The following is a 23,118-nucleotide window of genomic DNA, read 5'->3' on the forward strand; positions in this document are numbered from 1 at the left end:
ACTGCAGCGGGATGGTCTTTTTTTGCAAAAACAGAGGTTGACGATTACAATCTACATATCATTAATTCAGGGGGAATGCGGATTGGATCAGCTAACATTTCTGGGCACTGGCGATGCGATGGGCGTTCCACGTGTGTATTGTGATTGCGACGTATGTACAGAGGCGAGGCTTACGGGAGAGAATAAACGGAAACGCTCTTCTGTTCTGATTGACGGTGATGGCGATGGTGCTAGCGAAGGATTCATGATTGACTGCGGACCAGACTGGAGATCACAGATGGAGGATCAGGGATTGCGTATGGTGCATACGCTACTTGTCACTCATGCGCATTTTGACCATATTGGAGGATTGCCGGAATGGGCGGATGCGTGTCGCTGGCTGGGTGTAAAGGGGCGTTTATATGCACCACGTGAAGTAATTGTTACGATTCAGGGACAGTTTCCCTGGTTGGGGCGTCATATGGACTTTCTAGAAACGGATGACGGTATTGAACTGGGCGGCTGGAAGGTACATTCCTGGAAAGTATGCCACGGTAAAAACGGTTATTCCTATGCGTATCGACTCGAACGGGAAGGGTATAGCTGGGCGTATTGTTCGGATGCCATTGACCTGAAAGAAACCGAGAAAGAGCCGTTGCACGGACTGGATCTGCTGGTGCTTGGAACAAGCTTTGTGCATGAACTTGCGGAATTTTCAACACGTTCCGTGTACGATATGCGTGAGGCGCAGGAGCTGCTGCGGGAACTGAAACCGGGTCATACCTATTTTACACATATGTCTCATGACGTCGATCTACGGCAGAATTATAATCTGGATCAAGGCATTACGATTGCCCTTACCGGGATGAAGGTGCCGCTTGGAACATTAAAGCTGGAAACGAATGCGTAACCCAACTTAACTAGCGTAATAAAAATAAATTCAGAAGAGCGTATCCTTTACAAGGGGTTCTTCGTTTACATAGTGTAAGTCAAAATCAATCAGGAACCAGCAAAGGGGGGCCCCCAAGATGGCCTTTGTGAAGTCCGTGGATTGCAGAATCAACAGACCACATGATGATGGTAAACAAGATAAATTCGATATTGAATTCAATGGCAACGACAGAAAAAATCAATTGAATCAAAGCATCCATACCGTACTACCCAATCTGATGGGTTCGTTGTATGCGTATTGTTTATCTCTGACAAAATCAGTTCCAGACACGGAGGATCTGGTTCAGGAGACCTGTCTCAAAGTGTTGTCGTCGAGTGTAGTTGGAACTTATGGGATGAATAAAGATATAAACTGGGAAGCTTATCTGATTCGTATTGCACGCAACAGCTGGTTTGATATCCTACGTCAGCGGGAGAGATTAGCATATAAATTGGATAGCTTGAAGCCGCTCCTGCACGAGATGGAGGAGGAAAGGCAATTCGAGGAATTGGAGTCTGCCGTACAACTTCTTGTAAATACGCTACCTCCGTGGCAGCGAGTGATATATGTATTACGTGAATTAATGGGTTATAAGGCGGCAGAGACTGCGGAAATGTTGGATACAACAGAAGGCGCAGTGAAAGCAGCGTTAAGTCGAGCCCGCTCTGCCATAGCTGAAGTGAGGCACAGGTTGGAACAATCGGACGACACAGAATTGCAGTATGAGGAAGGCGCAGTGGAGGACAATCGGGAGGAACTGCGCAGCTATCTGCTGGCATTTCGTAATGGAGATACAGCCCGAATTATTGATCTGTGCCTGAATCGGACTGATGATCCGATGGCTGTGGCGGGTACAATTTTGCAGCAGGCTTTGCCGTCTCCATCCATGCAGCCAATGATGTACGGGTACTCCACTTCTGGCACGAATTCGATGTCGTATGGAGGAGGATACACGGTCACCATGGTTGCCTAAACCGAGGAGGCGACATACATGAATGTAGTGCCATATGTAGTGGAACAGACAGCTCGCGGAGAACGGAGCTATGATATTTATTCACGTTTGCTCAAAGACCGGATCATTATGGTGTCCGGGGAGATCGAGGATCAGATGGCAAATGCCATTGTGGCCCAGTTGTTGTTTTTGACTGCAGAGGACCCGGAGAAGGATATCCAGATGTACATTAACAGCCCTGGTGGGTCGGTGACCGCGGGATTTTCGATCTATGACACGATGCAATTCGTGAAGCCGGATATCTCCACGAACTGTACAGGTATGGCGGCAAGCTTTGGCACGATATTGCTGGTGGGTGGAACAAAAGGCAAACGTATGGCATTGCCAAACAGTGAGATCATGATCCATCAGCCACATGGCGGTACGCGGGGGCAGGCGTCGGATATGCTGATTCATGCTAACCGCATCATTCAACATCGTCAACGCCTTAACAAGCTGTTAGCCGACCATACAGGACAGTCAATTGAGCGGATTGAGAAGGACTCGGATCGAGATTATTTCTTGACCGCTGCTGAAGCAGTCGAATATGGATTGGTGGATAAGGTCATATCCAGCTCATAACAGTAGCCCGGAAGGTCATGTGGACCTTTCGGGCTTGATTAATCAAGAGGACGAACAGGAAACTGACGTCCTCTTTTTTGTCGTCCAGATTAGCCAATTCACGTCTATGGATCGAATCAGAATGAGAATAATGTGTAATAAGGATTGACCATCGGTAGGTATAGTGTATATATTATATATATACACTATACCTACCGAAAATTATTTAACATCAATGGGGTGAGGAAAGATTAACATTTTAATATCGAACGCTTCGAGCGATCCGATCTATATGCAGATTTTAACTCAGATCAGACAGAGCATCTTGAGCGGAGAATTGGTTGCTGGAGATAGTCTCCCCTCCATTCGGCAGCTCGCCAAGGATCTGCAAGTCAGTGTTATTACAACTAAACGTGTCTATGAAGAGCTGGAGAAAGAGAAACTGATCGATTCAGTTGTAGGCAAAGGGAGCTTTGTATCCGGGGCCAATCAGGACTTTATTCGAGAGCGGCGGATGAAACAATTGGAAGAGAAGATGCTCGAAGTGATTCGTGAGAGCAGAGAACTGGGCATGAGTTCACAGGATGTAATCCATCATCTTACATTGTTGGTTGAGGAGGAATAAGCATAATGAACGCGATCGAATTACGTAATGTAACCAAAACGTATCCTTTATTTAAAGTAGATAATGTATCTCTGGATGTGAAAAAAGGATATATCACGGGACTTATTGGTCCAAATGGGGCGGGAAAGAGTACTTTGATCAAAATGATCACGGGTCTGATCCATCCCGATATGGGGAGCCTCAAGACATTGGGCAGTGAGATGCCCAATCAGGAAGTTGACATCAAACAACGCCTTGGCATTGTATCCGATGAATGTTTTTACTATGAGCATCTAACGATCCGTGAGATGACACAAATGATCGCTCCTTTCTACACCAAATGGGACAATAAAGCGTTCAATGACTACTTGGATCAGTTCGAACTGTCTCCCAAAAAGAAAATCCAAGATCTGTCCAAAGGCATGAAGATCAAGTATTCTCTTGCCGTAGCTTTGTCACATGAAGCGGATCTGCTGATCATGGATGAACCGACATCTGGACTTGATCCTGTATTTAGGCGGGAACTGCTCGATCTGCTTGCAGATATGATACAGGACGAAACAAGGTCCATTATTTTCTCGACGCATATTACGACCGATCTGGAACGTATTGCAGACTACATTACGTTTATTCATCAAGGAAAACTGGTGTTCAATGAAGCCAAAGATGATGTGCTGGAAAGGTATACGATTGTAAAAGGGGATATGGGTCTGCTTGATTCCGACATTCGGAAACATTTCATCGGAATACGCGAGACAGCCGTTGGTTTTGAAGCATTGTCGGATCAAAAGGCTGAGGCCGAACAGTTATTTGGCAGGCTTGCTCTTTTACAAAGACCTACGTTGGAAGACCTCATTTATTTTACGGCGAAGGGAGGACGCAAATATGCTTAACCTACTTCGTAAAGACTTCATTGTACTGAAAAGTTCACTGTGGATCATTGCATTATACCTGGTGGTATTCAGTCTCGCATTCATACCGCAGAGTGAAATGTCGATGTATTTTGTGGGCATCTATACTGCATTTGGTTCCATTATTATGGCAACCATGATTGATATCAAGAACCATAATCATAATTTTCTGGTCACGCTCCCCGTTAGCCGCAAACAGATTGTAAAAGCAAAGTACTTGTCTGCCATAGTCTATGCGCTATTCGGGGTGCTTGCGTCGTACGGAATTCACGAGCTTGTGAACCTGAATTATCCTGAACTGAACAAGCCGAATTATTCACTTAGGGATATTGTCATTTCCATAGGCATGGTGCTTGCGTTGGTTTCCATATACATGCCTCTTTTCTACGGACTTAGCAAAAAAGGTGCTGGTATCATCAATGCGATATTCATGGTCTGTATGATTATACTGGCGCAACCCGTTGCGTACCTCATGAGTATGGCCAACGAGAACGGTATGATTACCACAACGACAATGGCATTGGTTTCGTTAGGCATAATAGGTTTGTTTTTGGTATCCTATCTTATTACGATACGCCTGTTTGCAAGAAAAGATCTTTGAGCACAGAGTGGGTTGCAGGTAAAGAGTAAAGAGTATAGAACACCAAAAAGTAAAGTCGCCATAAGGCGACTTTTTTGATGTAGCAGGTGAGAGGGCAATTGCACTTGATATTCTTCGGAGTGACGTCAGTTCCAGGGAATCGAAACCTTACATTTCTTTCGAAAGCGTAATGAGCCTGCTCATCCCTTCCCGAATCTGCTGTTCATGTGCATAAGAGAAGGACAGGCGCAGCTTGCGACTGGCTGAATTATCCGAAGAATCAAATACGGTTCCGGGTACGAATGCAACGGATTGTTCCATGCATCGGTGAAGCAGTCTTCCGGTATCCACACCCTCAGGAAGCTCCACCCAAAAGTTGAGTCCGCCCTCCGGCCGGGTCCACGTCCAGTCCGTTTCCAGCAGACACTGTTCCATCACTTCCATCCGTAGCTGGATGGCGGTCCGCAGCTTGGACAGATGCTGATGCATACGTTCTGACTGAAAATAACGGAGAAAAAGCTTCTGGTTCAGAAGGGGCGATCCGTTATCTGTCAGTGATTTTACAGCCTGTAGTCCTGGCATGAAACGCTGACGGCATATGATGGCTGCAATCCTTAGCCCGGGTGCAACATACTTGCTGTAACTGCGGATGTACAGGGTGTGCCCAGTGGTGTCATAGGTGAAAATGGGTGCAGGAGGTTTCTCCTTAAAATAGATATCATAGGTGCTGTCGTCTTCGAGCAGAAAACATCCATACTGTTCTGCAAGTTCGGGTAACTGCTTGCGCTGTTCTACTGGAACGTTAACGCCGGTTGGATTATGAAAAGTTGGCGTCGTGTAGAATAAGCGTGGTTTCTCCGATTTCATCAGATGCTCAATCTGCTCCAGATCATAACCGTCCGAGTGAATATCCGTAAAGATCAGACGAGCACCCTGCTTGCGGAAAATCTCCATTGCCGGTCCATACGTAGGCCGTTCCATCAACACCCGATCTCCGGGTTTGACCAGCGTCCGCGAGATGACATCGATCGCTTGCTGGGCACCCGAAGTAATGAGCACTTCGTCTGCGGAGAGATAGAAGCGTTCTTTTTTTGTTAGATGGCTTGCCAGCGCACTTCGCAATTCCAGATCTCCCTGAATTGTGGAATACGTTCCGAGCAAACGGGGATATTGATCCAGCAGATCACGCATCAGTTCTCCCCAATACCGGTTGGGCAGCAGAGAGGGATCGATTAACGATTTGGAAAACTGGTATTCTGCTTCAAGGGACTGTACCCGTGCAAGTGAATCCCAATGCAGCCAGGCAGACACAGCGGGATCATCCGCCTGATCCGTTACGGAGAATGGAGTTGCTGGACTGACATAATAGCCGGACTTATCCTTCACATACACATTCCCACGTTCTTTTAACTCCTGATAGGCTTTGAATACGGTCAGACGATGTACGCCGAGTAGCTCGGACAGGCTTCGTACAGATGGCAGTTTTTCATGTTCGGCCCACTCTCCCGCTTCTATACGTACAATGAGATAATGGATTACTTGCTCATATAATTTCAGGCTGTTATCTGTCATCATCATGGTTCTGCCCACCCGGCTCACACTCCTTTTGAACTCTATTGTAACAGCTAATGGGAGAAAACTGTTCTGTTTTGTTCATTCTGTTCTGTAGACCATGAGATATGATGGAGAACAGATAAAGGAGTGGTTATCATGGTGGGGATTGCATTTACGGTTATGTGTCTTATTTTCGGTACAACATTTCTGGCTATTAAAATTGGAGTAGAGGCAGGCATGCCGCCTTTTCTGTCAGCCGGATTGCGATTTGTAATCGCGGGAGCGCTGATGTTTGCATGGATGAGGATGAAGGGCAAAGTGAGCTGGTCGCTCCTGTTCCGCAAGGAGATGTTGCTGACGGGAGCGGGACTGACCTTCGGCACCTTTGCCACATTATATTGGGCTGAACAGCATGTGAGCTCGGGTGTGGGTGCCATTCTGTCAGCGACAGGGCCTTTGATGATTATGTTGATGCAGACGGCGCTGTTACGGCAAAAAACATCTGCCCGTATGATTACAGGCTGCCTGATCGGGTTCTCCGGTGTGGTTCTGGTTGTGTTGCCAGGTGTATCGTTTGGTGCAGGTTCCCTGTTCATGTGGGGTTGTATCGCGGTACTGGTGGGGGAGGTCTGTTATTCAGCAGGTGCCTTGTACTCCAAAAAGGTTATTCATCAGTTCAAGGAGGCTAGTCCTATAGCGATCAATGCGGTGCAGATGATGTATGGGGGACTGCTGTTATCCCTGCTCTCAGTCGGAACAGAATCGTGGAATATGTCTACTCTGGACTGGGTGCCTGCCGTCTCGTCGGTGATCTATCTGACTGTCATTGGCTCCATGGTGGGGCATAGTCTGTTCTATTGGATTATGTCGCGTACCAACCCGTTGTTTCCAGCAACATGGTTATACATTTCACCACCCATTGCCGTAGGGCTTGGTGCTGTTGTCTACGGTGAGCATGTCAGCTGGGTTACATGGATCGGTGTAGTGCTGGTCGTTTCAGGTCTGCTGGCGATGAATGAGAAGGTGAGCAGCTGGTTGAAGAAAAGAAGTCGTGCGAGGATGACAGTGCAGGCTTCCGAATCTGTTTTAAAATAGCTGGCCTTTCTCACATAACAGATCGAGTAGCTCCATCGTTAACAATTTATGAGTTCGGGTAACTCTCAAATCCACCTTTTTATCAATCATTTTCATCTACATCAGTTCCTTATTGTAGTTTAGCTATATATTATCAACACAATGATTCTTACATGATACGAGATTCCAAGTGTATATTGGTATTATAAGTAATTTTTTGATAGGGCTACAAGTGTAGATAAAATATGATGGATTAGAGAGGATGAAGTGGGATGTCCGAAATGAAAAAAGCTGTGGTGATCGGGGTAGGTATTGCAGGGTTAATCACTGCAAGGATGTTATCTGATTATTATGATGAGGTATGTATCATTGAGCGAGATGAATTGCCTTCTGAGCCGGCAAATCGGCAGGGTGTGCCTCAATCCTTTCATCCACATCGTGTATTACCGCGCGGCGGACTCATTCTGGAACATTACTTTCCCGGATACAATGACGAATTGGTCGCGCTTGGTGCCATTCCTTCACATGAAGAGAAGTTTATGATTGCCAATCGCTACGGTAGATTAGTTAATAAGGCGAATGCTGCTTCCTCATTCAAAATTGCATCGAGCAGCAGAGCTCTGCTGGAATGGGTACTGCGTCAGCGAGTCCAGAACATAGATCATATAAGCTTCTTAACGAGTACGGAAGTTACCGGGTTAATGGCATCAGAAGATCAGCGTTCGATTACAGGCGTGTATACCAAAATAAGAGGTCGGGATAACCGGGAAGAAATGCTTGCAGCAGATATGGTTATTGATGCCGCGGGACGTTCTTCCAAATTGATCAGATGGCTTGAACAGATAGGGTTTTCCGTGCCTGAGCCGGAAGTGCTGAAGGTGTCGCTTGGTTACAGCACCCGCTATTATAAGATACCATCCTCTATTCAAAATGAATGGGGCACGGTGATAACAGAGTCCGATCCTGTGCAAGGAATTCGTGCAGGCATGTTGTGGCGCATTGAAAATGATATCGCCGGACTGTTACTGTTCAACGCAGGGGGAGATGAATATCCTTCAACTCATCCGGATGAGTTCCAAGAGCAAATCAAACATCTGTTTGCTTCGGATGAAATCGTAGCATTGGCAGACCAGCTGGAGCCTTTTCAAGGGCCGCGGGGATACCGTATTTCCGAGTCTGTCCGTCAACATTTTGAACTCATGGAGAATTGGCCCTCCGGATTACTTGTCCTTGGCGATGCATTTTGCAGTTTCGATCCGATCCATGGCCAAGGCATGACGGTCGCTGCAATTGAAGTCGAGACCATAGCGAAATGTTTGGATGAGCAGCGAATGCATCCTGAGCCGCAGTTTGAGCGCCAAGTGTTGCTTCGTATGCAGCAGGCCATTGAACCGGCCTGGTGGCTTAGTTCTGTGGCTGATCTGCGTTGGAAAGGGGTCGAACATGTTGGGCCTTCCCGAATGAAAGGGGTTGCTTTTGCTCAGAAGTATATAAACTTGTTTACTAAGCAGGCGATGAAAAAGGCGAGTCAGGAAAATAATAAACATCTCTTTTTTACCCAGTTCCTGATGAATGCTCTAATCCTTCCTCCAAGTGAATACTTTAAAGGTGAAATCCTGAACATGATCCTGAACGACAATGGTTCCAAAGAAGAAATGGAGTTAAGAGCAGAGCTTGGTGTCCAAGATCCGGAGCTGTTTCAGCAAAGAATAGATGAGATCATTCCGTCATTTCAACTGGAATTTGATGGGCAAATCAAAAAACTGCTGGAGTCTTTCCAGCATGCCATGAGCAAGTAAGATAATAATTCGTGGTGCGAAAGTAGGCAAAATATGAAACGAATAATTTTAAATTTCATAGCTAGCATTGTAATCTCATTCATTGTATTTTTTATTGTTTTGTTTTTTGCCGATGTCCAAGATACAAATCGTGTCATCTTATCTATGGCGATTACGATTTCGCTACAATTATCCTTGATTACCGCATTGTTGCTCTCAAAACATAAAAAATAACAGAAAAATATACCTAATATAATCGTTTAAATAGGATAATGAACATATTTTTAAAATCAAAAAAACAGCCCTGTACGGCGAAATTCGCCGACTGGGCTGTTCGTTGATCTTATTTACTCTGCGTTCAGCACAAACTTCTCGATAACTTCTTTCACGCCGTCTTCGTTATTACTTGCCGTAATGTAATCCGCCAGCTCTTTCAGGGCAGGGATGGCATTCCCCATCGCTACACCAAGACCAGCAACTTCGAGCATCTCATGGTCGTTCCAGGAGTCGCCGATGGCAATACACTCGCTGAGCTGGTGACCGAAATGGTCAGCCAGGAAGGTCAAGGCGTGACCTTTAGTTCCTTCATTATGCATGATCTCCAGGAAGTAAGGTTTGGATTTTGTGATATGCACTTGTGGTCCGAGCAATTCACGCAGGTCAACGGCAACCTTATCCAAGTAGTCTGGCTCATCGATAATGAGCAGCTTCGGTGTCTTTTGTTCGATGACTTTGATGAAATCAGATTCGATGTAATATTGGGTGCCGTTTAATTTGGCATAATCACGCAGCTTGTCGTTTTCCTCACGGGCATATAACTTGTCGTCAATGTATGTTTGAAGGTGGAGATTGTTCTCCAGGCAGTAATCATACAATTTACGGGAAGCTTCCTGTGGAACGTAGCGCTCATAGAGGACTTTTTCGTCCAGCAGGTTTTTCACCAATGCGCCTTGATACGTAATGATTGGCACGTTAAGTCCGGTTTGACGAGCAAGCGCTTGTGCGGAAGCATAAGCACGTCCAGTCGCCAGCGTTACAGTTACACCATGGGCAACCGCTTGTTCCAGTGCAGTCTGTGTAGCAGGGGTTACTTCCTTGTTATCGTTGATCAAGGTGTCATCAATGTCGATTGCGATTAATTTGTAGGTCATCTGTATTTCTCTCCTTTTTTATCTGTATCTATTTGTATCTATACCCGACTTAACTATATCAGTTCAACTAGACGTTTTACACGAGAACGGAGAGGACAGAAAAAACCGGAAGAAGCGGAGCGTTCGCCTGAAAGCTTTCTGAAAGAAAGCTACATCGGAAGCATAAGCTATCACCGGATTTTCCCTATGAAGAAGGGAATCAAAAAAATCTGGGGATAACAGCGATCGGAAGGTTATTCTGTCATCGGAGTGGCAGGTGTAAACATTCTTGGGTTGAACTTATATACCTACTCTTCCAGGAAAACAAGGCCAATAAAGTCTTCCAGCTCAAGGTTGCCGAAGTAATGTTTTACATCCAGGCCCTCAAGTGCAGTACGCACCTCGGATTCCTCATACCGCTTGCCACGCAGCATATTTTCGATATCAGCCACATCGCCTACGCCGAAGAAGTCGCCAAAGATTTTGATATCTTCGATGCGTCCATCCTTGATGTTCATGCGCAGATCGATGATGCCGACAGGGAATTTGCGAGTGTGCTTCACATTGCTTTCTGGAGACAAGCCATAGTTCCAGTCCCAGTTGTTATAACGCTCAGCGGAGATTTCCTTAATTTTGTCCCAGTCCTTGTCAGTCAGCTTGTATTGCGGGACGTCCTGTGGCTCCATTCTGAAAATGTGACGTAACAGCTCATCGCGGAACTGCTCAATCGTCAGGTTGGTGTCAATCAGATCCCGTATGTTGGCGACCCGGCTGCGCACGGACTTGGTGCTCTTGGATTTGAATTTCTCGGGATTGACGTTCAGGGAAGCCTGAACATGCTCCAGATTCAGATCAAACATCAATGTGCCATGACTGAACATGCGCCCACGTGTGGAAAACTGGGCGTTGCCCGAAATTTTCTTTTCGCCGACTTGCAGATCATTACGCCCGGTCAACTCGGCATTTACACCAAGCTCGTGCAGTGCTTCGACCACAGGCTGGGTGAACTTGCGGAAATTGTGGAAGGATTGACCGTCATCCGCTGTAATAAAACTGAAATTCAGATTGCCCAGATCGTGATATACCGCTCCGCCTCCCGAAAGACGACGAACCACCTGCACACCGTTATCCTGAACGTACTCGATATTAATTTCCTCAATCGTATTTTGATGCTTTCCGATGATAATCGACGGACGGTTGATGTAGAACAGCAGATAGCTGTCATCCTCCATCGGCAGATGCTTCAGAATGTACTCCTCAATGGCAAGGTTTACAGAAGGATCTGTAATGCCCTGGTTGTCTACAAACAGCATGGTCATTCCTCCATTAATGTATGTGAGGGATTGCTAGTCCCTTATGTAGTGAACCTTGTATATCAAAAGGAACCGAAATTCCTCTTCTATTGTAAACGAATTATGGTTGGGACACAAAGAAAACAGGATTGACCCACACCTCCCGTGCCATCCATAATAAAAAGGACATACAGAAAGGATGACGGAAGAATGACCGGTTATATCGAAGTGTTCGGACATGGCGGGGACGTGGAGACGGCTGCGTCACGATTTGGGAGGGAAGCTACTGATTTTCTGGATTTCAGTGCCAACATTAATCCGCTCGGTCCGCCGGGAGGGGTGCTGGAGGCTATACAGCAAGGATTGCAGTCGGTGATTCGGTATCCCGATCCGGCGCATCGGGGATTCAAAGCACTGCTGAGCGAGCGTCTTGGTGTGATGCAGGAGCAGATTTCCGTGGGCAACGGCGCAGCCGAAAGCATGGCGCTCATTCTGCTGGGGCTTGCCCCTCGCAAGGTGGGTACGGTGGAACCGGGATTCTCGGAGTACCGGTCGTTGGCACGACAATTCGGTGCCGAGGTTGTGTATACGGAGGGAAGAGAAGAACTGGCGTGGCGAGCGGAACCCGAGGACATCGAGCAGCTCATGGAAAAGGTAGACCTGCTCTTCCTTGGCCAGCCCAACAATCCAAACGGTGTACAATATCCACTTGAGGTATTACAAGGGCTTGCCCGTAAAGCGGAAGAAACGGGAACCGTACTTGTCATTGACGAGGCATTTATGGATTTTATTCCGGTAGCCCGGCGTCAGTCCCTGGCAGCACATCTGAATGATTATCCGAATGTGATCATCATTCGCTCAATGACAAAGTTTTATGCCATTCCGGGCTTGCGTCTCGGATATGCTCTGGGCCGTGCCGAATACATTCAGGCGATGACAAAGAAACAGGTGACCTGGAGTGTCAACGGTCTGGCACTCATGGCAGGTGAAGCCTGTCTGCGCAGCGGAGAACGGTACGAACAGGAGACCATATCACAGATCACGCGGGAACGGGGTCATCTCATCGCAGGACTGAAGGCGTACGGATGTGCGGTGACACCGGGAGAGGCGAATTTTATTTTGGCACGTGTGCCGGCCCCTTGGACAGCGGCATCAATGCAGGAGGCGCTGGGTAGAAGAGGTATCCTGATTCGCAGCTGTGCCATGTATCAGGGGCTTGACAAAGGGCATGTACGTTTCGCGGTCAAGGATGCAGATGCCAATGCTACATTACTGGAAGTGCTGGGCAGCGTGCTGGAAATCAAGGGATATCCGAATGTTGATCAGACGAAAGATGAGGAACAGGGAGGGGAGCGGCAGTGACACTCCCGTTTTATAACTACTTTGCGAATGGAGAAACAGGTGAGAATAAATATGCGGCCACTTCCTGGCCTGGACTGAACATATCTGCACATGAACGACATATCAAAGCACAGAGCCCAAGGGCTGCCCAAGCGCTGTCAAGTGCAGTATATGGCGGCGGGATGCTTGAACTGGATCGCATATTTAACATCTATGTGGACAGGCATTACCGCTGTGATGATCCGCCGCGTGATATCGAACAAGCGCTGAACCAATGGCAAGAGCCGCGGGATCAATGTGCCGGATTATTGACGGCCGTAAGACTGGAGCATACCTCCATTCAGGAATATACAAGTGATGAATTTGGTCTTCTGTGCTGCACCACTGCGGGTGTATCAAATGCCGCACGCGCGGGGTCGGAGAGAACGGTATTTGATACGGCGGGAAATAAGACGATGTCTTCCGGCCGGGAGCGCTCTGATCCTTCAGCACAGAATCTAACGTTGCCACCCTATGTCCCGGGTACAATTAACATCATGCTCTGGTTGAATGGACGCATGACCACCGGGGCGATGGTGAATGCGGTACAGACGGCGGTGGAAGCCAAAGCGGCAGCGCTGGCGGATGCGGGTGTTCCGGATTCGGAGAACGGGTTGCCCGCCACCGGCACCACAACCGATGCCATTGTGTTTGCGGTACGTCAGGCAGTGGAGGAACCTCAGCCGATGATCACTTATGCCGGAACAGCGACTACGGCAGGGGCAACGATTGGCAGATTGGTATACGACACGGTGACGGAAAGCCTTCGGGCCGGACTGTTATGGAAAGAGAGGATCAGGCACAAATGACTTTTGATGTGGAGCATCTATGGACCTGGCCGTTCTGGACAGGCATGGCGGGAGCCTGGATTATTATACTTGCGTACCTGTTGGACCGATGTATCGGAGATCCACGCTGGATTCCCCACCCGGTCATTGGCATGGGAAAAGGCATCTCGGCGTTGGAGCGTGTCATTCGCTCGCGTGTGCGCACAGATTCGGGGCTCAAGAGAGCCGGGCTGTTATTCCCGATGGTGATCGCGGGGAGTTCTTTTGCCATCACGTGGGGACTCGTATATATGCTTGGGCTGATTCATCCTGTCATTGCAGCCGCAGCTGAAGTGGTGCTCATTGCAACAACCATTGCTTCAAAAGGGCTGAAGGATGCAGGCATGGAAGTGTATCGTCATCTGAAGCAGCAGAATTGGCCGGCGGCCAGAACTTCACTGAGCATGATTGTTGGGCGTGATACGGCTCATCTGGATGAACCGGAGGTTGTGCGGGGAACGGTAGAGACGGTGGCCGAAAATATCGTGGATGCCATTGTATCCCCGTTATTCTATGCGCTCATTGGAGGCGCTCCGCTTGCCATGGCTTATCGTGCCGTCAACACGCTGGATTCCATGGTCGGATATAAAAATGACAAGTATCTGCATCTTGGCTGGGCCTCGGCCCGTCTGGATGATGTGGCGAACTGGATACCTGCCCGGCTGACCGCGATTCTGTTAATCGTGGGTGCCTGGGTCATGAAGCTGGACGCCAAAGGAGCAGCACGCATGGTTGCACGGGATGCAAGATTACATCCAAGTCCGAATAGCGGTTTTCCCGAATCAGCGGTGGCTGGAGCACTGGGCATCCGGCTTGGCGGACATAACGTGTATCACGGAGTTGCTTCATTTCGTGCCTACATGGGTGAAGCCACACGGCCGATGAAGGCCGAGGATATTGTGCAAACATCACGTCTGATGTTCTGGTCGGCAGGGGCTTTTGTGGTACTATGCGTGCTCATAACGCTGGGCGTGTGGCTGGCAGGAGGGACGCTGTTATGGTCATAAATGAAGGAAATACAGGCAATGAAGTACATATGAATCAGCCTGAGCCTCTGAAACGAAACATTCTGTGGGTCCGTCATGGGACAACGCTGTGGAATTTGGAAAAAAGATATCTGGGGCATACCGACATCGGTCTGCTGCCAAATGCCAAAGAAGAGCTGGCTCCGCTTCATGAACAATTGAGCGGTGTTTCGTGGAATGAGGTATATTGCAGTGATCTGCTTCGCTGCCGACAGACGCTGGAACAGATTCTTCCTGATGCCAGCGGAAAGGTGAAGTTCGACTCGCGCCTGCGCGAGAATGATTTTGGACAGTGGGAAGGGCTGACGTATGATCAGCTTAAGGATAACCCTGTGTACCGAAACTGGATTGATACCCCGCAGGAGGTCACTCCGCCCGGCGGGGAATCGTGGCAGGAGTTTACCGGACGGTTGGATTCCTTTCTCCAAGAGATGTTATTGGAGGGTCGTCCTTCGATGCACGTTGATGAGGGGCAAGTGCCAACCATAGTTGTGGTCACACATGGTGGTGTCATCCGGTATGCTTTGTCCCGTCTGATTGCCGGTCTTGGATTCTGGGATACACATGTCGTCCCGGGGCAGGCGATTCAGGTTCAGCTTGATCAACAGGGGAATCAGTGGTTTGGCAGCAGAGTGACTTTTCCGCCAATCGGGTTGTAAGGATGTACAATATACCCTATAATCACAACAGAAGTGTGACTTCAGTATGGATACAGATACGCTGCAGGATGTGAAGCCTGAAGGAGTATGCAGCATGCAGAAGTTACACGGCAATGGTTTACCATATCAGCGACCAAGGGTCCCGCGTGTGAAGGCTGTTTTCATGGCAGATTAGTATGAGTCATGAACACACAAGGGTGAAATGGGGAAGCCGGTGCAAATCCGGCACGGTCCCGCCACTGTAAAACAGGATGATTCCTGTAAGTCAGGTTACCTGCCCTGGACGTACAAACCGGTGTTCCTTCGAGGAAAGGACAGCGTTTCGGGCTATTCTATGCGCATGGACAACCCTTGGTTGAACATGTACAGATCGCCATATGCGAGACGTCATCCCTGATCCTGGACGTATGGATTGGGGATTTTTTATTGTTCATGTAAAAAAAACGAACTTTTACACGTTAACGAAGAGTGCAGAACCGATCTGAAGAAACGGAGTGTTCGCCTTTATCCCCGGATTTTCCCTTTCGAAAAGGGAATCAAAAAAATCTGGGGATAACAGCGATCGGAAGATGGTACTGCAATCGGAGTGGACTTGTGTAAAATGGATGGGTTTTACTTGTACAGGAACACCAAGACATGGGGAATAAGGGTTCGAGCACGATGCAAGAAAATAGTACAAATAGAGAAGGGGAGAATAACAGAATGAATTTCAAGAATTGGAAAAGCGTAGCGTCACTGCTAAGTGCAGCGGCACTTGCACTGGCTTTGGCCGGATGTGGCAATGCAACAACAAACGAGGGCACAGGTACTTCACAGCAACCGGCACAGGAGCAGTCCCAAGGCCAGGCGCAGACGGACCTCAAAACACAATATCCACTGACCGTTACGGATGCAACGGGTGAATCGTTCACATTTGAAAAGGCACCAGCCAAAATTGTATCTGTGTCTCCGGCTGAGACGGAATCCCTGTTTGCCCTTGGATTGGACGATCAAATCGTTGGTGTATCCGACTATGACGATTATCCGGAAGCGGCAACAACCAAAGCTAAAATGGGCGGTATCACCAAGCCTAATGAAGAGTCCATCATTGCAGCTGAAGCCGACATTGTCTTCACAGGTATCTCGATGAGTGAGGATGCGGTGAAAAAGCTGCGCGAACTGGGCATTACCATTTTCAAAACGGATCCTAAATCCATTGACGATGTGATGAATAATATCGAAACCTTCGGTAAAATTACCGATCATCAGGAAAAAGCTCAGGAGATCATCACACAGATGAAACAGGATGTGACAGATGTAACCGAAGCGGTGAAGGCAGTTAAACCGGAAGAGAAGAAAAAAGTATACGTTGAGTTCTCCCCAGGCTGGACTGTGGGTAAAGGCGAATTCATGGATGAACTCATCACCGTAGCCGGCGGTACCAATATTGCTTCGGACAAAGAGGGCTGGTATGAAATTAATGAAGAAAACGTGATTGCCTCCAACCCGGATGTGATCTTGTACGCCAATGATGTGATTGACGAAAACTCTAAAACACTGGATCAGATCATCAAGGCGCGCAGCGGCTGGGATCAAATTACGGCTGTGAAAAATGACGCGGTTATTGGCCTGGATGCCAACCTGCTGAGCCGTCCGGGTCCACGTGTAACTCAAGGGTTGAAAGAAGTAGCCAAAGCGATCTACCCTGACTTGTTCCAATGAGTAAAAAGCTGATCCTGTTCGGAACGACGGGCATGGTGCTGCTGGTGCTCACCGTGCTCATCTGCACGGGCATTGGTTCAGTAGCGTTGCCGATCCGGGATATTGCAGGCATCCTGATTCACAAAATTCCATGGGTAGGCGATTGGATTACACCGGATTGGAATAAGGCAGCCGAACAGATTATCTGGAAAGTCAGATTCCCACGTGTACTGCTTGCCGTGCTCGTGGGCGCATCGTTGGCGATTGCCGGTACGGGATTTCAGGGGGTTCTTCGGAACCCGCTGGCAGACCCGTTCACCCTGGGCGTATCATCCGGTGCTTCGGTGGGTGCAGCCTTTCTGATTTTCTTCGGATTGCAGTATGCACTGATCGGAATCTGGACGTTGCCACTGGTGGCGTTTTTGACGGGTGCAATCACGTTGTGGTTTGTTATGGTACTGGCTCGTGAAGGGCGTAAAATACCTACACACAGCCTCATTCTGGCTGGTGTGGTCATGCAAAGTTTCCTGGGCGCAGTTGTTTCCTTCCTGTCGACCATGTCGAAACAGACGATTAATGAAATTATATACTGGACGATGGGAAGTCTGGCTCTGCGTGGGTGGTCGTATACGGCCATCCTTTTCCCGTATTTTCTGTTAGGACTGGTCTTTCTCTGGAGCCGCGCACGCTCGTTGAATGTGCTTGCACTGGGAGAACGTCAAGCCGCACATATCGGGATCGGAGTGGACAAGCTCAAGCTGTCAGTGCTAGCAGTTGGCACACTGCTGACCGCAGGTGCTGTCTCGGTATCGGGTGTCATCGGATTCGTTGGATTGGTAATCCCGCATATGTTGCGTCTGCTGGTGGGACCGGATTACCGACTGCTGGTACCTTTGTCTGCCATTGGTGGAGCGATCTTCATGGTGTGGGCCGATACCATCGCAAGATCGTTGTTGGCGCCAACTGAAATTCCGCTTGGTGTCGTCACCGCCTTTGTTGGTGCGCCGTTCTTTGCTTACCTGCTGCACCGGAACAAAAAGTTGCAGAAGGGGATGATGCCATGAATTCCAGTAACAGTTCCAACTCGACTTCACTTATCTCCATTAAGGGAGCAGGGAAGTCATATGGCAATCACCAGGCACTGCGCAGTGTAGACTGGCATGTTGGCGAAGGTGACTGGTGGGGAGTTGTCGGACCAAACGGCAGCGGCAAGTCCACCTTGATTCAGCTTATTGCCGGAACGGAACAGTTAAGCGAAGGTCAGATCCATATTGATGGTCGAGACATCGGCTCTTACAGCCGTAAGGACCTGTCGCGCATGATCGCTGTATTGCAGCAGGATGGCTTGCCAGCTATCTCCTATCCCGTGCGAGACGTGGTGGAGATGGGGCGATATCCGTACCAGAACTGGCTGGGGCGGGAAACGGGTGATGGGGCACTTGTGGTGGACAGGGTGCTCGAAGACCTGGGATTGACAGAGCTGGCGGACAGACCGCTGGACGCACTCAGTGGCGGGCAACGGCAGCGGGTCGCACTAGCCAAAGTTATGGCTCAGGAGCCGAGGTTACTGCTACTGGACGAGCCGACTACGTTTCTGGATATTAAATATCAATTGCAATTCATGGAATTGTTATCGGCATGGCGACAGAGGACTAACATTACAATTGTGGCTGTGCTGCATGATCTGAATCTGGCCGCGTTATTTTGCGATCACATTCTGGCGCTACGTGAGGGAATGGCGGTTGGAAAGGGGACACCTCATACGTTAATCAACGATGAGAACATCCAAGACATATTTCGCGTCAAACCCGCGATTGTCTCCCATCCCGACCATGCCATACCTCAACTGCTGCTGCGGCGGGACATCGATTAAATGAAGCGGGGCAACCCATATTTTGATGAAGGAAGTGCTGGTTGTATGAATAATGAACAGGTGTTGGAGCATTTAACAAGTAAGATTACTGCTCCTGATCAGGAAGTGGCGGCAGAAACCTCTGGACATGTGGATTCGTTGACGAAGCCGCCGGGAAGCTTGGGCAAATTGGAAGAGCTGGTGATCCGCCTGGCAGGCATGACGGGCAATGCACGTCCGCGTTTTGATCACAGAGCGGTCATTGTCATGGCCGCAGATCACGGCGTAGTGGAAGAGGGCATCAGTGCTTTTCCTGCTGAAGTGACCCCGCAGATGGTCCTGAATTTCCTTGCTGGAGGCGCGGCGGTGAATGTGCTTGCCCGTCACGCCGGAGCTGATGTGATCTGTGTGGATATCGGGGTGAATGCCGATCTTGAACATCCGGACCTGCTTTCCCGTAAAATTCGTAAAGGCACGGCCAACATGGCCCGAGGGGCAGCAATGACCCGGGATGAGGCAGTTCGGGCTATCCTTGCAGGAGCCGAAGTTGTATCGGCAGAGGTGGCGAAGGGAACACAGCTGTTTGTCACCGGGGAGATGGGAATTGGCAACACTACTGCAAGTGCTGCGGTAATGAGCGCGTTAACCGGAGTTGCACCAGCTGCCGCCGTGGGGCGAGGCACTGGCATTGATGATGCAGGCTTGCAGCGCAAGGCTGCTGTAGTCAGCCGGGCGCTTAGCGTAAACGCACCGAACCCGGAAGATGCACTGGATGTTCTGTGCAAGGTGGGTGGACTGGAGATTGCCGGACTCACGGGGGTTATCCTCGCAGCCGCTGCTCATCGTTGCCCGGTCGTTGTAGACGGGTTCATCTCTACCGCGGCAGCGCTGGTGGCGAGACAACTTGCACCTCTGAGCACAGCCTATATGATCGCTTCTCATACGTCACACGAAAATGGACATGGAGCGCTACTGCGTGAACTGGACCTGAAAGCGATGCTGGATCTGGACATGCGTCTGGGTGAAGGCACAGGCGGCGTGCTTAGTCTTCATCTGATTGACGCAGCTTGTCTCATTCTGAACGAGATGGCTACCTTTGCAAGCGCGGGTGTCTCAGACGGGGCAAGCCATGCTTCGGACTCCGCAGCGTCGGTTGATTCATCCCTGCAAGGAGAGAGTTCCCGATGAGCGTACTGGTGACAGGCGGCGCACGCAGTGGCAAAAGCTCCTTTGCCGAGCGTCTCTGCATGCAGCGTTCCTCGGAGGCCTGGTATGTGGCGACAGCTCAGGCGTACGATGATGAAATGCGTGAGCGCATCGCCATGCATCAGCATCAGCGCGAGGCATCAGGGTATCTGTGGCACACGATGGAAGAGCCGATACATCTGCCTGCTTTGATAAGCCGTATGGGTGAAGGGCATACAGAGACTTCTGCACCCACCATTCTGGTGGATTGCCTGACGCTGTGGCTGACAAATGTTTTGTTAGCGCATGAGCATGACGAGAAGCAGGTGTTACAGGGACATTTGGATGCGCTGGTTGAAGCGATTCGAACCTATCCCGGGTTACTTGTTCTGGTTACGAATGAAGTGGGGGACGGGATCGTACCGGAATATGCCCTTGGCAGGAAATATCGGGATTTGGCCGGTATACTGAATCAGCGCATTGCGGCGATATGCGGTGAAGTGTTTCTGGTGACCGTAGGCATTGCGATTGAACTAAAAAGCAAGGAGTACCGCTTATGAAGGATGGCACGCCTGCTCCTCAGCGCAAACATGCGGCGGCAGCCGCTTTTCAATTTTTGTCCCGTTTCCCTGTCAAAATGCAAATCGATTTTGTCCCGCCGCTGCTGAGGGAAAGTGTAGTCTTTTATCCGCTGGTCGGTGCTGCAATCGGTCTGTGTGTCTGGCTCTTGGGAGCCTTAAGTGGTGCAGTGCTTCCGGCCTTACCGGCTGCCGTCCTGACCCTGACGTTATGGGTATGGCTCACCGGAGGACTCCATCTTGACGGATGGATGGATACGGCGGATGGCTTGCTCAGTTATCGTACCCGTGAACGGATGCTGGAGATTATGAAGGACAGCCGTGTCGGGGCAATGGGCGTGATCGCCTGCGTGTTGCTTCTGATGATGAAGGCTGCGCTGATCGCCGATTTTATTGCCCGGGGCCACTGGGTGTACGGTGCGCTGCTGATCCTGCCCATGATCTGGAGCCGCTGGTTCATGGTGTATGCAATGTCGGCCTGGCCGAATGCGCGCGAAGATGATGGACTTGCCGTATTGTTCAAAGGTCTGGGTGAGCGGAAGGAGGTCCAGCGTGCACGAAGTTCAGCTGTGGGCCTGACCTTAATCGCAGGGGCAATTACGTTTGCCGCGGTGTGGCTTTTCAAGCCGGATATGGGGATTGCGGATGCGATGGTGAGTGGTCTGGGAACACTGCCATGGTGGCTATACCCGGTGGTGGCAGTTATTATTCTGCCTGTGGCGTGTTATTATATCGGCCGATTCGTGGCTGCCCGGATCAGTGAACGGCTCGGCGGTTTAACCGGGGATACGTATGGTGCCATGAATGAGCTGCTGGAGGCGGCTTTGTTGACTGTGCTGAGTGTGCTTCAAGGACTGTTCTGGCTGTAACTTTTGAAGTATGGAGCAGTTTGGAAAACGTTACGCATGAGGTTGGGAGCAAGGTGATCTGGATATACACGGAGACAGGGGGAGAGAGCGTGGAAGATAGGCTATCACAACCAGCGGCGGTACTGATGCTGCAAGGAACGGCTTCCGATGTGGGCAAAAGTGTCATCACAACGGCATTGTGCCGGATTTTTAAGCAGGATGGCTTCAAGCCTGCTCCGTTCAAGTCACAGAATATGGCACTGAATTCCTATGTGACGGAAGATGGCAAGGAGATTGGTCGGGCCCAGGGGGCACAAGCTGAAGCCTGCGGTATTGAGGCGACAACCGATATGAACCCAATCCTTATCAAGCCGGTGCGGGACATGCATTCGCAGATCGTGGTTCACGGTGTACCTTTTTCCCAGATGAGTGCATCGGACTACCGTCAGCATTTCCTGCCTCAAGCAAAGCAGACGGTTATGGATGCGTTGAACCGGCTACGGGATACCTATGATATTGTGCTGATGGAAGGAGCGGGCAGTCCGGCCGAGATCAATCTGAAGGACCGGGATATCGTCAACATGAATCTGGCAGGCTGGGCCGATGCGCCGGTGATTCTGATCTCCGATATTGATCGGGGTGGAGTGTTTGCTTCCATTGTAGGTACGCTGGAGCTGCTGGAACCCCATGAGGTGGCGCGTGTCAAAGGGTTCATTATCAACAAGTTCCGCGGTGATCTGTCCCTGTTGCAACCAGGACTCGACTGGCTCGAAGAACGGACAGGCATTCCAGTATTAGGGGTATTGCCTTACATAAGAGATATTCAGATTGAAGCAGAGGATTCAGTGGTGCTGGACTCCATGCGTCATGGAAAATCCGGCAAAACCGATCTGGATCTGGTGGTGATCCGATATCCGCGAATTTCCAACTTTACAGACTTTGATGCACTTTCCCGTGAACCGGATGTGAATGTGCGTTACGTGACCTCGCCAGAGGAATTGGGCAGTCCGGATGCCATTCTTCTACCGGGTACGAAGGATACCATAGGTGACCTGGCATATCTGCGTGAGTCTGGGCTGGAGCAGGCGATTGCCAGTCAGACCGAGCGTGAGCATCTTCAGCTGGTAGGAATATGTGGCGGATACCAGATGCTGGGACGTCATCTGAAAGACCCGTTTGCTGTGGAGGCGAATCAGATCCAGGAAGCAAAAGGACTTGGCTGGCTCCCGCTATCGACAACGTTTCTTCAGGAAAAGCAGACCGTCAGAGCTTCCGGACGGGTGCAGCCGGATCACCCGCTTCGTCTGTATGGTGAGCGAGATGTAACAGATGCTTCATTACCTGTTAATGGATATGAGATTCATATGGGTGTTACGGAGTGCCACGAGCCTGAACGGGTAACCGCGTTGTTTGAAATCTCACATCCAGGTGGTCAACCTTTCCAAGAAGGCTGGGGCTCAGTAGATGGCAGCGTGTGGGGAACCTACCTGCATGGTTTGTTTGAAAGTGATCAATTCCGACGTTCGTGGCTGAATGCCTTGCGTGAAGGAAAGGGACTGGCTCCACTTCAGGAGACGTATAGTGCGCATGAACGTAAGGAGATGGAGTTCGATCGGGTAGCCGAATCGTTGCGTTCGGCATTGGATATGAAGCGCGTGTACGAGATTATGGGTGTTCAGGCACCCGAGTGAAACAACAA

At 49.6% G+C, this 23,118-nt stretch carries 22 protein-coding genes and 1 riboswitch; of the genes, 19 read left to right on the forward strand and 3 right to left on the reverse strand.

Annotated elements, in window-relative coordinates; genetic code table 11:
• Positions 1-82: 82 nt before the first annotated feature.
• From AC4E8D_RS07360 to AC4E8D_RS07385, 6 genes are all read left to right on the forward strand, one after another.
• Positions 83-889, forward strand: coding sequence for an MBL fold metallo-hydrolase (locus AC4E8D_RS07360; RefSeq protein WP_221819212.1), 807 nt, complete (start codon positions 83-85; stop codon positions 887-889).
• 118 nt (positions 890-1,007) lie between these two features.
• Positions 1,008-1,883, forward strand: coding sequence for an RNA polymerase sigma factor (locus AC4E8D_RS07365; RefSeq protein ID WP_221819213.1), 876 nt, complete (start codon positions 1,008-1,010; stop codon positions 1,881-1,883).
• Positions 1,884-1,901: 18 nt separating this feature from the next.
• Positions 1,902-2,483, forward strand: a complete 582-nt coding sequence (clpP, locus tag AC4E8D_RS07370) for an ATP-dependent Clp endopeptidase proteolytic subunit ClpP (protein WP_490206002.1) — start codon at positions 1,902-1,904, stop codon at positions 2,481-2,483.
• A 229-nt stretch (positions 2,484-2,712) separates the two neighbouring features.
• Positions 2,713-3,087, forward strand: a complete 375-nt coding sequence (locus AC4E8D_RS07375; protein WP_036610760.1) for a GntR family transcriptional regulator — start codon at positions 2,713-2,715, stop codon at positions 3,085-3,087.
• 5 nt (positions 3,088-3,092) lie between these two features.
• Entirely contained in the window at positions 3,093-3,959 is an 867-nt protein-coding gene (locus AC4E8D_RS07380; protein ID WP_490206003.1) for an ABC transporter ATP-binding protein, read from the forward strand.
• On the forward strand, positions 3,952-4,578 hold the full coding sequence (locus tag AC4E8D_RS07385; protein WP_221819217.1) for an ABC-2 transporter permease: 627 nt from the start codon (positions 3,952-3,954) through the stop codon (positions 4,576-4,578). The genes AC4E8D_RS07380 and AC4E8D_RS07385 overlap by 8 nt, the downstream gene beginning before the upstream one ends.
• 147 nt (positions 4,579-4,725) lie before the next feature.
• Here AC4E8D_RS07385 and AC4E8D_RS07390 read toward each other — a convergent pair whose 3' ends face one another.
• Positions 4,726-6,135 carry an aminotransferase-like domain-containing protein gene (locus AC4E8D_RS07390; RefSeq protein WP_490206004.1) on the reverse strand — a complete coding sequence of 470 codons (1,410 nt, stop codon included), beginning with the start codon at positions 6,133-6,135 and terminating at the stop codon, positions 4,726-4,728.
• Positions 6,136-6,267: 132 nt separating this feature from the next.
• Between AC4E8D_RS07390 and AC4E8D_RS07395 the strand changes: the two genes are divergently transcribed.
• Both AC4E8D_RS07395 and AC4E8D_RS07400 read left to right on the forward strand, forming a co-directional pair.
• Positions 6,268-7,206 (forward strand): DMT family transporter, encoded by a 939-nt coding sequence (locus AC4E8D_RS07395; protein WP_221819218.1) that lies wholly within the window; start codon positions 6,268-6,270, stop codon positions 7,204-7,206.
• A 251-nt stretch (positions 7,207-7,457) separates the two neighbouring features.
• Positions 7,458-8,984: an NAD(P)/FAD-dependent oxidoreductase gene (locus AC4E8D_RS07400; protein WP_339307351.1), complete on the forward strand. Its 1,527-nt coding sequence runs from the start codon at positions 7,458-7,460 to the stop codon at positions 8,982-8,984.
• A 326-nt stretch (positions 8,985-9,310) separates the two neighbouring features.
• On the opposite strand, the gene AC4E8D_RS07405 is transcribed toward AC4E8D_RS07400, so the two are convergent.
• Positions 9,311-10,114 (reverse strand): Cof-type HAD-IIB family hydrolase, encoded by an 804-nt coding sequence (locus AC4E8D_RS07405; RefSeq protein ID WP_062833159.1) that lies wholly within the window; start codon positions 10,112-10,114, stop codon positions 9,311-9,313.
• 287 nt (positions 10,115-10,401) lie between these two features.
• Entirely contained in the window at positions 10,402-11,406 is a 1,005-nt protein-coding gene (gene lplA, locus AC4E8D_RS07410; protein ID WP_237176486.1) for a lipoate--protein ligase, read from the reverse strand.
• Positions 11,407-11,595: 189 nt separating this feature from the next.
• On the opposite strand from lplA, the gene cobD reads away from it, so the two are divergent.
• The 11 genes from cobD (at position 11,596) to AC4E8D_RS07465 (ending at position 23,110) form a co-directional block, all read left to right on the forward strand.
• Positions 11,596-12,747 (forward strand): threonine-phosphate decarboxylase CobD, encoded by a 1,152-nt coding sequence (gene cobD, locus AC4E8D_RS07415; RefSeq protein ID WP_490206005.1) that lies wholly within the window; start codon positions 11,596-11,598, stop codon positions 12,745-12,747.
• The gene (locus tag AC4E8D_RS07420; RefSeq protein WP_221819223.1) at positions 12,744-13,574 is read left to right on the forward strand and encodes an adenosylcobinamide amidohydrolase; all 831 of its coding nucleotides are present in this window, start codon (positions 12,744-12,746) and stop codon (positions 13,572-13,574) included. The genes cobD and AC4E8D_RS07420 overlap by 4 nt, the downstream gene beginning before the upstream one ends.
• A 44-nt stretch (positions 13,575-13,618) precedes the next feature.
• Positions 13,619-14,599, forward strand: a complete 981-nt coding sequence (gene cbiB, locus AC4E8D_RS07425; protein ID WP_221819347.1) for an adenosylcobinamide-phosphate synthase CbiB — start codon at positions 13,619-13,621, stop codon at positions 14,597-14,599.
• A complete protein-coding gene (locus AC4E8D_RS07430) occupies positions 14,590-15,276 on the forward strand; it encodes a histidine phosphatase family protein (RefSeq protein ID WP_490206006.1) in 687 nt (228 codons plus the stop codon). The genes cbiB and AC4E8D_RS07430 overlap by 10 nt, the downstream gene beginning before the upstream one ends.
• A gap of 147 nt (positions 15,277-15,423) precedes the next feature.
• Positions 15,424-15,572, forward strand: a riboswitch (cobalamin riboswitch).
• A gap of 406 nt (positions 15,573-15,978) precedes the next feature.
• A complete protein-coding gene (locus tag AC4E8D_RS07435; RefSeq protein ID WP_490206007.1) occupies positions 15,979-16,977 on the forward strand; it encodes an ABC transporter substrate-binding protein in 999 nt (332 codons plus the stop codon).
• A complete protein-coding gene (locus AC4E8D_RS07440) occupies positions 16,974-18,020 on the forward strand; it encodes a FecCD family ABC transporter permease (RefSeq protein ID WP_490206008.1) in 1,047 nt (348 codons plus the stop codon). The genes AC4E8D_RS07435 and AC4E8D_RS07440 overlap by 4 nt, the downstream gene beginning before the upstream one ends.
• Positions 18,017-18,829 carry an ABC transporter ATP-binding protein gene (locus AC4E8D_RS07445; RefSeq protein ID WP_490206009.1) on the forward strand — a complete coding sequence of 271 codons (813 nt, stop codon included), beginning with the start codon at positions 18,017-18,019 and terminating at the stop codon, positions 18,827-18,829. The genes AC4E8D_RS07440 and AC4E8D_RS07445 overlap by 4 nt, the downstream gene beginning before the upstream one ends.
• A gap of 45 nt (positions 18,830-18,874) precedes the next feature.
• Positions 18,875-19,996: a nicotinate-nucleotide--dimethylbenzimidazole phosphoribosyltransferase gene (cobT, locus tag AC4E8D_RS07450; RefSeq protein WP_490206010.1), complete on the forward strand. Its 1,122-nt coding sequence runs from the start codon at positions 18,875-18,877 to the stop codon at positions 19,994-19,996.
• Positions 19,993-20,553 carry a bifunctional adenosylcobinamide kinase/adenosylcobinamide-phosphate guanylyltransferase gene (gene cobU / locus AC4E8D_RS07455; RefSeq protein WP_405131640.1) on the forward strand — a complete coding sequence of 187 codons (561 nt, stop codon included), beginning with the start codon at positions 19,993-19,995 and terminating at the stop codon, positions 20,551-20,553. Before cobT ends, cobU begins: the two co-directional genes overlap by 4 nt.
• Complete coding sequence (cobS, locus tag AC4E8D_RS07460; protein WP_405131641.1) at positions 20,550-21,440, forward strand: adenosylcobinamide-GDP ribazoletransferase; 891 nt, start codon at positions 20,550-20,552, stop codon at positions 21,438-21,440. The genes cobU and cobS overlap by 4 nt, the downstream gene beginning before the upstream one ends.
• Positions 21,441-21,565: 125 nt before the next feature.
• Positions 21,566-23,110: a cobyric acid synthase gene (locus AC4E8D_RS07465; protein ID WP_490206476.1), complete on the forward strand. Its 1,545-nt coding sequence runs from the start codon at positions 21,566-21,568 to the stop codon at positions 23,108-23,110.
• Positions 23,111-23,118: the final 8 nt, after the last annotated feature.

It is taken from the genome of Paenibacillus sp. SRL342 (genome assembly GCF_984798905.1).